General features: G+C 75.3%; 7 protein-coding genes and 1 pseudogene. 4 read left to right on the top strand and 4 right to left on the bottom strand.

Annotated elements, in window-relative coordinates:
* Positions 1-1285: DEAD/DEAH box helicase (locus KSNIM_RS15340; protein WP_263103771.1), on the bottom strand; the 1285-nt coding region annotated here is incomplete at its 3' end.
* A gap of 585 nt (positions 1286-1870) precedes the next feature.
* On the opposite strand from KSNIM_RS15340, the gene KSNIM_RS15335 reads away from it, so the two are divergent.
* Positions 1871-2608, top strand: a complete 738-nt coding sequence (locus KSNIM_RS15335) for a ferritin-like domain-containing protein (RefSeq protein ID WP_263103770.1) — start codon at positions 1871-1873, stop codon at positions 2606-2608.
* A gap of 62 nt (positions 2609-2670) precedes the next feature.
* Here the strand turns inward: KSNIM_RS15335 and KSNIM_RS15330 are convergent, their stop codons facing one another.
* The 3 genes from KSNIM_RS15330 to KSNIM_RS15320 form a co-directional block, all read right to left on the bottom strand.
* Positions 2671-2961: a hypothetical protein gene (locus tag KSNIM_RS15330; protein ID WP_263103769.1), complete on the bottom strand. Its 291-nt coding sequence runs from the start codon at positions 2959-2961 to the stop codon at positions 2671-2673.
* Between the two features lie 201 nt (positions 2962-3162).
* Positions 3163-3390, bottom strand: a complete 228-nt coding sequence (locus KSNIM_RS15325) for a DUF3107 domain-containing protein (protein ID WP_263103768.1) — start codon at positions 3388-3390, stop codon at positions 3163-3165.
* A 124-nt stretch (positions 3391-3514) separates the two neighbouring features.
* Positions 3515-4171 (bottom strand): TetR/AcrR family transcriptional regulator, encoded by a 657-nt coding sequence (locus KSNIM_RS15320; protein ID WP_263103767.1) that lies wholly within the window; start codon positions 4169-4171, stop codon positions 3515-3517.
* A gap of 206 nt (positions 4172-4377) precedes the next feature.
* On the opposite strand from KSNIM_RS15320, the gene KSNIM_RS15315 reads away from it, so the two are divergent.
* The 3 genes and pseudogenes from KSNIM_RS15315 to KSNIM_RS15305 all read left to right on the top strand — a co-directional run.
* The gene (locus KSNIM_RS15315) at positions 4378-5292 is read left to right on the top strand and encodes an alpha/beta fold hydrolase (protein ID WP_263103766.1); all 915 of its coding nucleotides are present in this window, start codon (positions 4378-4380) and stop codon (positions 5290-5292) included.
* Between the two features lie 447 nt (positions 5293-5739).
* Positions 5740-7383, top strand: a complete 1644-nt coding sequence (locus KSNIM_RS15310; protein ID WP_263103765.1) for a DUF3492 domain-containing protein — start codon at positions 5740-5742, stop codon at positions 7381-7383.
* Positions 7380-7770 (top strand): annotated as a pseudogene (locus tag KSNIM_RS15305) (hypothetical protein); the annotation flags it as partial. The gene KSNIM_RS15310 and the pseudogene KSNIM_RS15305, both read left to right, overlap by 4 nt.

The raw sequence follows: 7770 nt of genomic DNA, 5'->3' as shown, positions 1-7770 counted from the left end.
GCTCACGGGTGCGGCGGGCCGGCTTCTCGGCGGGCTCGGCGGCCTGGGCGGTCGCACGGCCACTGCGGCCGCGCGTACGGGCGCCGCGGCCGCCGGTCTCGCCGAGGTCCTCGACCTCCTCCGCGTCCAGGCCGGCGCGGGTGCGCTCGGAGCGGGGCAGGATGCCCTTGGTGCCGGGGGCGATCCGGAGCAGCTCGTACAGGTGGGCCGAGGTGGAGTAGGTCTCCTCCGGCTCGTTGAACGGCAGGTCCAGCGCCTTGTTGATCAGCTGCCAGCGCGGGATGTCGTCCCAGTCGACCAGGGTGACCGCGGTGCCGGAGGCGCCGGCCCGGCCGGTGCGGCCGATGCGGTGCAGGTAGGTCTTCTCGTCGTCGGTGCACTGGTAGTTGATGACGTGGGTGACGCCCTCGACGTCGATGCCGCGGGCGGCGACGTCGGTGCAGACCAGCACGTCGACCTTGCCGTTGCGGAAGGCCCGCAGGGCCTGCTCGCGGGCGCCCTGGCCGAGGTCGCCGTGGACGGCGCCGGCGGCGAAGCCCCGCTTGGTGAGCTGCTCGGCGACGTCGGCGGCGGTGCGCTTGGTCCGGCAGAAGATCATCGCCAGCCCGCGGCCCTCGGCCTGCAGGATGCGCGAGACCATCTCCACCTTGTCGAGCGAGTGGGCACGGAAGATGTGCTGCTCGATGTTGGCGACGGTGGCGCCGGTGTCGTCCGGAGCGGCGGCCCGGATGTGGGTCGGCTGGCTCATGTACCGGCGGGCGAGGCTGATCACCTGGCCGGGCATGGTGGCCGAGAAGAGCAGGGTCTGCCGCTTGGCCGGCAGCATGGTGATGATCTTCTCGACGTCGGGGAGGAAGCCCAGGTCGAGCATCTCGTCGGCCTCGTCGAGCACCAGCGCACGGACCTTGGAGAGGTCCAGCTTGCGCTGGCCGGCGAGGTCGAGCAGGCGGCCGGGGGTGCCGACGACGATGTCGACGCCCTTCTGCAGCGCCTCGACCTGGGGCTCGTACGCGCGGCCGCCGTAGACCGCGAGGACGCGGACGTTGCGGACCTTGCCGGCGGTCTGCAGGTCGTTGGTGACCTGGGTGCACAGCTCGCGGGTGGGCACCACGATGAGCGCCTGCGGGCTCTCGGAGAGGTCGTCCTCGGCCGCGCGGCCGGCGTCCACGTCGGCGCGCACGACCACCCGCTCGATGAGCGGGAGGCCGAAGCCGAGGGTCTTGCCGGTGCCCGTCTTGGCCTGGCCGATGACGTCGTGGCCGGTCAGCGCGACCGGCAGGGTCATCTCCTGGATCGGGAAGGGGTGGACGATGCCGACGGACTCGAGGGCCTCGGCGGTCTCCGGGAGGATGCCCAGGTCCCGGAAGGTGGTCTTGGGGGTTTCGGTGGTGGACAGGGTGCTGCCTCTTCCATGGTGGGGGCCGAGAGCGAGTCAGGTGCAGCGGGCGTCCCCGCGCGTTCGGGCCGGAGGCCCGTCACTGCGTGGGGGACGCACAACCGCGCCCGCCCCTGGGCGGCCGGCCGGCGCCCCGTCGCGGGGCGTCGTCGGCGGCGCCGGGGAGGATTCCCGTGAGGGGCTGGCGCGGGACCTGCGCCGGGGGCGCGGTCCGCGGCGGCCCTCGCTCGGCCACTGATGCGGTGCCTGGGCCCGAAGTCCGGGCCAAGGTCGGAGCCGATCGGCTCTCCGACCGGGCATCCGCGTACGTGAGTGCCGGGTGCGTGTCGGTGCTGTGCACGTCTGCGCGGCCTGCCACCTGTGGCGGGCCGCGCGATCACACCAGGCCTCGCTACCACCATACAGGGGCGCGACGACTCGAACACGTGACGCGCCTTACTCCGTTCCCGACCGGCCCGGCTAGGGTGGCGAGCCATGGAGTCTCAGGAATCTGGCGATGTCACCTCGATCGGCGCGACCACCTCGATCGGCGACTGGGCGTCCTGCGCGGCGGACCCGGGCTACCGGGCCGCGGTGCTAGACCTGCTCGGTGCGCTCGCGTACGGCGAGCTGAGCGCGTTCGAGCGGCTGGCGGAGGACGCGAAGTTCGCGCCCGGGCTGGTCGACAAGGCCGCGCTGGCCCGGATGGCCTCCGCCGAGTTCCAGCACTACCAGCAGCTGCACGACCGGCTGGCCGAGGTCGGGGCGGACCCGACCGAGGTGATGACCCCGTTCGTCGAGCCGCTGGAGGCCTTCCACCGGCTGACCGCCCCGTCCGACTGGCTGGAGGGCCTGGTCAAGGCGTACGTCGGCGACGCGATCGCCACCGACTTCTACCGCGAGGTGGCCGTCCGGCTGGACGACGACACCCGTGACCTGGTGCTGAAGGTGATGGCCGACACCGGGCACGCCGAGTTCGCGGTGGAGCGGGTGCGGCAGGCCATCGAGGAGGACCCGCGGGTCGGCGGACGCCTGGCGCTGTGGGGCCGCCGGCTGATGGGCGAGGCGCTCAGCCAGGCCCAGCGGGTGGTGGCCGAGCGCGACGCGCTGTCGAACCTGCTGGTCGGCGGATCCGGCGTGAAGGGCTTCGACCTGGTCGAGGTCGGCAAGATGTTCACCCGGATCACCGAGGCACACACCCGGCGGATGGCGGCCCTCGGCCTCGCGTCCTAGCCGGGCTCCCCGCGGTCGGTGTCCCGGTCGCCGGTGGTTCCACCCCGCGTCCGGCGGCGCCTTCAGGCCGGGCGGTGGCGGCCCGGGCGCCGTCCGCCGGCGCGGTCGACCAGGTCGGGCCGGGCCAGGACGGAGACCAGCAGGGCCGAGCAGACCGCGCTGAGGGCCAGCGAGGCACCGGGCGCCTGCCCGTCCAGGGCGTAGCGGGCGATCAGCCCGGCGAGCAGGGCCGCGACCACGGCGGTGGAGACCGTCAGGGTGCGGGCCGCCGGGAAGTACTCGGGCAGCAGGGCCAGCACGCCGGCCCCGACGGCCAGGCCGATGAGCACGTAGGCGATCGTCTCCACCAGCACGGGCGGCCTCCCGGGGTCGTGGCTTGTGCCTGACCCGGCCCATACCCGGGGCCGCCGGTGCGTACGCGCTCGGCGGGCGATCTCCCCCTCCCGGCCGCGGCCCGGCCGGCCGGGACGGCCGGATCCGCCCGGGAACGGCGAAGCGCCCCGTCCTCACCGGGAGGACGGGGCGCTCGAGGCCCTGCGGGCGGCGCTTGCGGCTCAGAGCGTGCCGAACCCGACCTTGCGGACGCTGGGCTCGCCGATCTCCACGTACGCCAGGCGCTCGGCCGGGACGATCACGCGGCGGCCGTGCTCGTCGGCCAGCACGAGCAGCTTGGAGGTGCCCTCCAGAGCCTTGGCGATGGCGCCCTCGACCTCGTCGGCAGTCTGCGGGCTCTCGAGAACGATCTCTCGGGGCGCGTTCTGCACGCCGATCTTGACCTCCACGGCTTCCGTCCCTCCGGGTTGCAGCCATCCACGCGCGTTGTTCGAACAGGCGTCCGAGATCGCCGCGCCGTACGGCTTCACCTTAGAGCACCGGCCGGGCAGTACGGCGAAGCTCGCGGGATCGCTACTCGGCGGACGCCGGGCGCTCGCCGGCCTCGGCGTGCATCGGGAAGCCCTTCAGCCCGCGCCAGGCCAGGCTGGCGACCAGCCGGACGGCCTCGTCGCGCGGGATCTCCCGCCCCTGCGACAGCCAGTAGCGCGCGGTGATCTGGGCCAGCCCGCAGACGCCCGCGGCCAGCAGCTTGGCCTCGGCCTCCGGCAGGTCGGTGTCCTCCGCGATGACCTTGCTGACCAGCGTCGCGCTCAGGTCGGAGGCGCGCTCCACCCGCTCGCGGACGGCCGGCTCGTTGGTCAGGTCCGACTCGAAGACCAGCCGGAACGCGCCCGACTCGCTGGAGACGTAGTGGAAGTACGCCTCCATGGTCGCGGCGACGCGCTGCTTGTTGTCGGTGGTCGCCTCGAGCGCCTCGCGGGTGGCGTCGACGAGGGCGTCGCAGTGCTTGTCCAGCAGCGCGAGGTAGAGCTCCAGCTTGCCGGGGAAGTGCTGGTACAGCACCGGCTTGCTGACGCCGGCCCGGTCGGCGATGTCGTCCATCGCGGCGGCGTGGTAGCCCTGCGCGACGAACACCTCCTGAGCGGCTCCGAGCAGCTGTTCACGGCGGGCGCTTCGCGGCAGTCGGGCACCGCGCGGACGCTCCTGCGCCTCCTGGATGGCCGTCACGGCGGTCCTCACTTCACGATCTGGGCGTCTCCGGCAGGCCCCGAGTCTACTTTTCGGTAACCGGATCTGCGCCTGGGAAAGCCGAGTAAAGCGCAGAAATCGGCTTGTCGGGAGCCCACAATACGACCCGCGTGCGCCCCGTCCACAGGGTGAGACGGGCCGGGGTACTGGGGAAACGGCACCTGCGCTCACTACGATCGTCCTCCATGAGCGCTGATCAGCAGGTGCAGAGCGAGCCCGGGCCCCACCGCACGGTCGAGGTGCCGGGCGCGGTGCTCGCGGTCGGACCGCGCGTCCCCGCGGCGTCGGACGGCCTGCCGCCCGCGCTCTTCGTGCACGGCCTCGGCGGCTCCGCCGACAACTGGTCGGACCTCATGGCCGAGCTGGCCGGCGAGGTCTCCGGCGAGGCGATCGACCTCCCCGGCTTCGGCTGGTCCGCGCCGCCGCAGGACGGCAACCTCACCGTCAGCGGCCACGTCCGCGCGGTGATCGGGTACCTGGAGAAGACCGGCCGCGGGCCCGTCCACCTGTTCGGCAACTCGCTGGGCGGCGCCGTCTCCGTCCGGCTCGCCGCCCTCCGCCCCGACCTGGTGCGCAGCCTCACCCTGATCTCCCCGGCCCTCCCCGAGCTGCCCCCGCAGGTCAGCGCCTGGCCGACCGCGGCGCTCGCCGTCCCCGGCGTGCCCGCGCTGCTGCGCCGCCGCGCCGCCACCCACGGCAAGAGCGCCGAACAGGCCACCGACGAGCTGCTGCGCCTGGTCTACGCCGACGTCGACGGCATCCCCGCGGACCGCCGGGAGCGCGCGGTCGCCGAGTACCGGCGCCGCCTCGGCCTGCCGTACGCGCTGCAGGCCAGCATCGGCTCGGCCCGCGGCATCGTCTCCGCCTACACCGAGCGCGGCGAGCAGGCGCTGTGGCGGCAGGCCGCGCACGTCAAGGCGCCGGTGCTGCTGGTGTACGGCCTGCGGGACAAGCTGGTCTCGTACCGCTCCGCGAAGCGGGCCTGCGAGGCCTTCCCCGACGCGCGCCTGCTGGTGCTGCCCGACTCCGGTCACGTCGCGATGATGGAGCACCCGCAGCAGGTCGCCCGGGCCGTCCGCGAGCTGCTCGCCGAGGTCTGACGGGCCGGGATTCGACGACGCCGGCGACCTCCACGGCCTCGGCGGCTCCGGCGACCTCCACGGCCTCGGACCGGGCCGGCAGCTGACCGGCAGCGGACCGGCACCCGGCCGCTCGGAGCCGGGAACGACGTCGCGCGCGGGCGCGCGAGACACCTCCGAACGCCCCGCACAACGCGCCCGGCGGCGACAGGTCACGGCCTTTCACTCAATCAGGTGGCATGGCGGCGGGCGCTCCGGGAGTTGTCGGCGATCCGCTCTACCTTCGTGCTGTCGGACCGAACAGGTGTGGGGGAGAGGCGTCCGGCACCGGGCCCCCAGCGGCCGGCGCCGGCCGTACGGCGGGCCGGGGGTGCCGCCGCCGACTTCCCGAGCATCGCCGCCACCGGGTGATCAGGCTCCCTGTCTCGTCGTCGAATCCAGGTCCATCGCACCGTTCCGGAGGTCGTCGTGCGCATCGCTCTGCTCACCGAGGGCAACCTCTCCGTCGCCCAGCGCACGGGAGGGGGCTGGTGCGGCCGACTCGCCGGCGCGCTGGCCGAGCACGAGTTCCAGCTCTACCTGCTCGGCTCCGGGGGCGGCGCCGACCTCGCCGGCACGCCCCCGCGCGGCCTGCTCGCCGTCCACGAGCTGCCGATATGGGGCCGCCGCCCGGCGGGCAGACGGCCCCTCTCGCACCGCCGCCGCTCCTACTGCGCCGCCTACGAGGACCTCGTCCGGTCCCTGGTCCACCCCGCCGAGCGGGCCCGCTTCGGCCCCGCGCTCTACCGCCTCGCCGAACTCGCCCGCGAGGACGGCGCGTTGCCCGCCTTCCTCGCCTCCGGCCAGGCCCACCGCACCCTGGAGCGGGTCTGGCGGGCCCCCGGCGCCGAGACCGCCGCCGGCCAGCCGCTGGTCCGCGACGTCCTGGTCGCCGGCGACCTGCTGGAGCAGCTGCTCCGCCCGCTCTCCGCCCCCTGGTACGGCACCGGCCCGAGCGGCCTCGGCTCCGCCGACCTCTGCCACGTCGCGGGCGGCGGCCCCGCCGTGCTGCCCGCCCTGGTCGCCAAGCACCTGCACGGCGTGCCCTTCGTCCTCACCGAGCACGGCCTGCACCTGCGCGAGCAGTACCGCGGCTACCGCACCGCCCCGTACCGCTGGCCGGTGCGCGCCCTGCTGCTGGCCTTCTTCCGGCAGCTCACCGCCGAGACCTACCGGCAGGCCGCCGTGCTCACCCCCGGCAGCGGCTACGACCGGCGCTGGCAGGAGCGCTGCGGAGCCGACCCGGAGCGCATCCGGGTCGTCCACGAGTCGACCCCGGAGGCCGGCCGTGAGCCGGCCGGCACCGAGCCGGAGCGTCCCACCCTGGTCTGGGCGGGCGCCCTGGAGCCCGGCCGCGACCCGGAGTTGATGCTGCACGCCTTCGCCCGGGTCCGCGCCGACCTGCCCGCCGCCCGGCTGCGGATGTACGGCGAGGAGGCCGCCCCCGGCTACCTGGCGCACTGCCGCGCCATCGCCCGCCGGCTCGGCATCGACGCGGCGGTCGACTTCGCCGGCCGTCCGCCCGCCACCGCCGACGCCTGGGCGGCCGGCAGCGCGGTCGTCTTCACCGCGCTCTCCCAGCGCAGCCCGCGACTGCTCGCCGACGCCATGCTCAGCGGCCGCGCGGTGATCGCCACCGAGGTCGGGATCGTCCCCGAGGTACTCGGCCCGTCCGGTCTCGTCGTGCCGCCGCGCAGCCCGCGCGCCCTCGCCGACGCCTGCCTCGCCCTGCTCACCGACGAGGAGCGGCGCGCCCGGCTCGGGCTCGCCGGCCGGCTGCGCGCCCAGGAGCGCTTCGCCCTGGAGCCGGAGGCCGCGGCCTTCCGCGAGATCTACCTGGAGCTGGTCTCCCGCTGGCCGGCCTTCCCGGCCGCCGCCGAGCGGATGCGGCCCTTCGCCCGTCCCGCCGAGTACTGGGTCGCCGGAGCCCCCGTCCCCGCGCCGCAGATCCGACGCGAAACCCCGACGTCGGAGGGCGGTCCTTCCGGGCCCCCGGACGGCGCCGCCCTGGACGGTCCCGTACCGGCCGGCGGCCGGACCGAGCCCGGCGCGCTCGCGGAGGCGAGCCGATGAGCCGCCCCGGCCGCCCCCCGGCACCTCCCGACGCCCGCCCCGGCGACCCCGTCCGGGCGCTGATGGCCGAACACCGCCGGCTCTGCGAACAGGCCGCCGACCCGCTGGACATCGCCGCGGGCCTGGAGGACGCCGGGCTCTCCGACACCGCCGTGGCCCGCTACCGGCACGCCGACGTCTTCGCGCTCGCCGAGGAGATGTACGCCCGGGTGGAGCGCCGCCCGGAGCCGCCCGCCCCGGCCGCGCCCCCCGCCCCCTGGCTGCCGGACGCCGCCCGCGCGCTCGGCACCGCCGCCCTGCACCTGCCCGCGGCCGGGATGCTGGCCGCGGTGCCCTGGCTGGCCCAGGTGGTCGGCCCGGTCGCGGCCGTCCCGGCCGCGCTGCTCG

This window comes from Kitasatospora sp. DSM 101779, from assembly GCF_025655475.1.
In the GTDB taxonomy this organism is placed as follows: Bacteria; Actinomycetota; Actinomycetes; order Streptomycetales; family Streptomycetaceae; genus Kitasatospora.
This window is presented reverse-complemented; position numbering and strand designations above follow the sequence as displayed.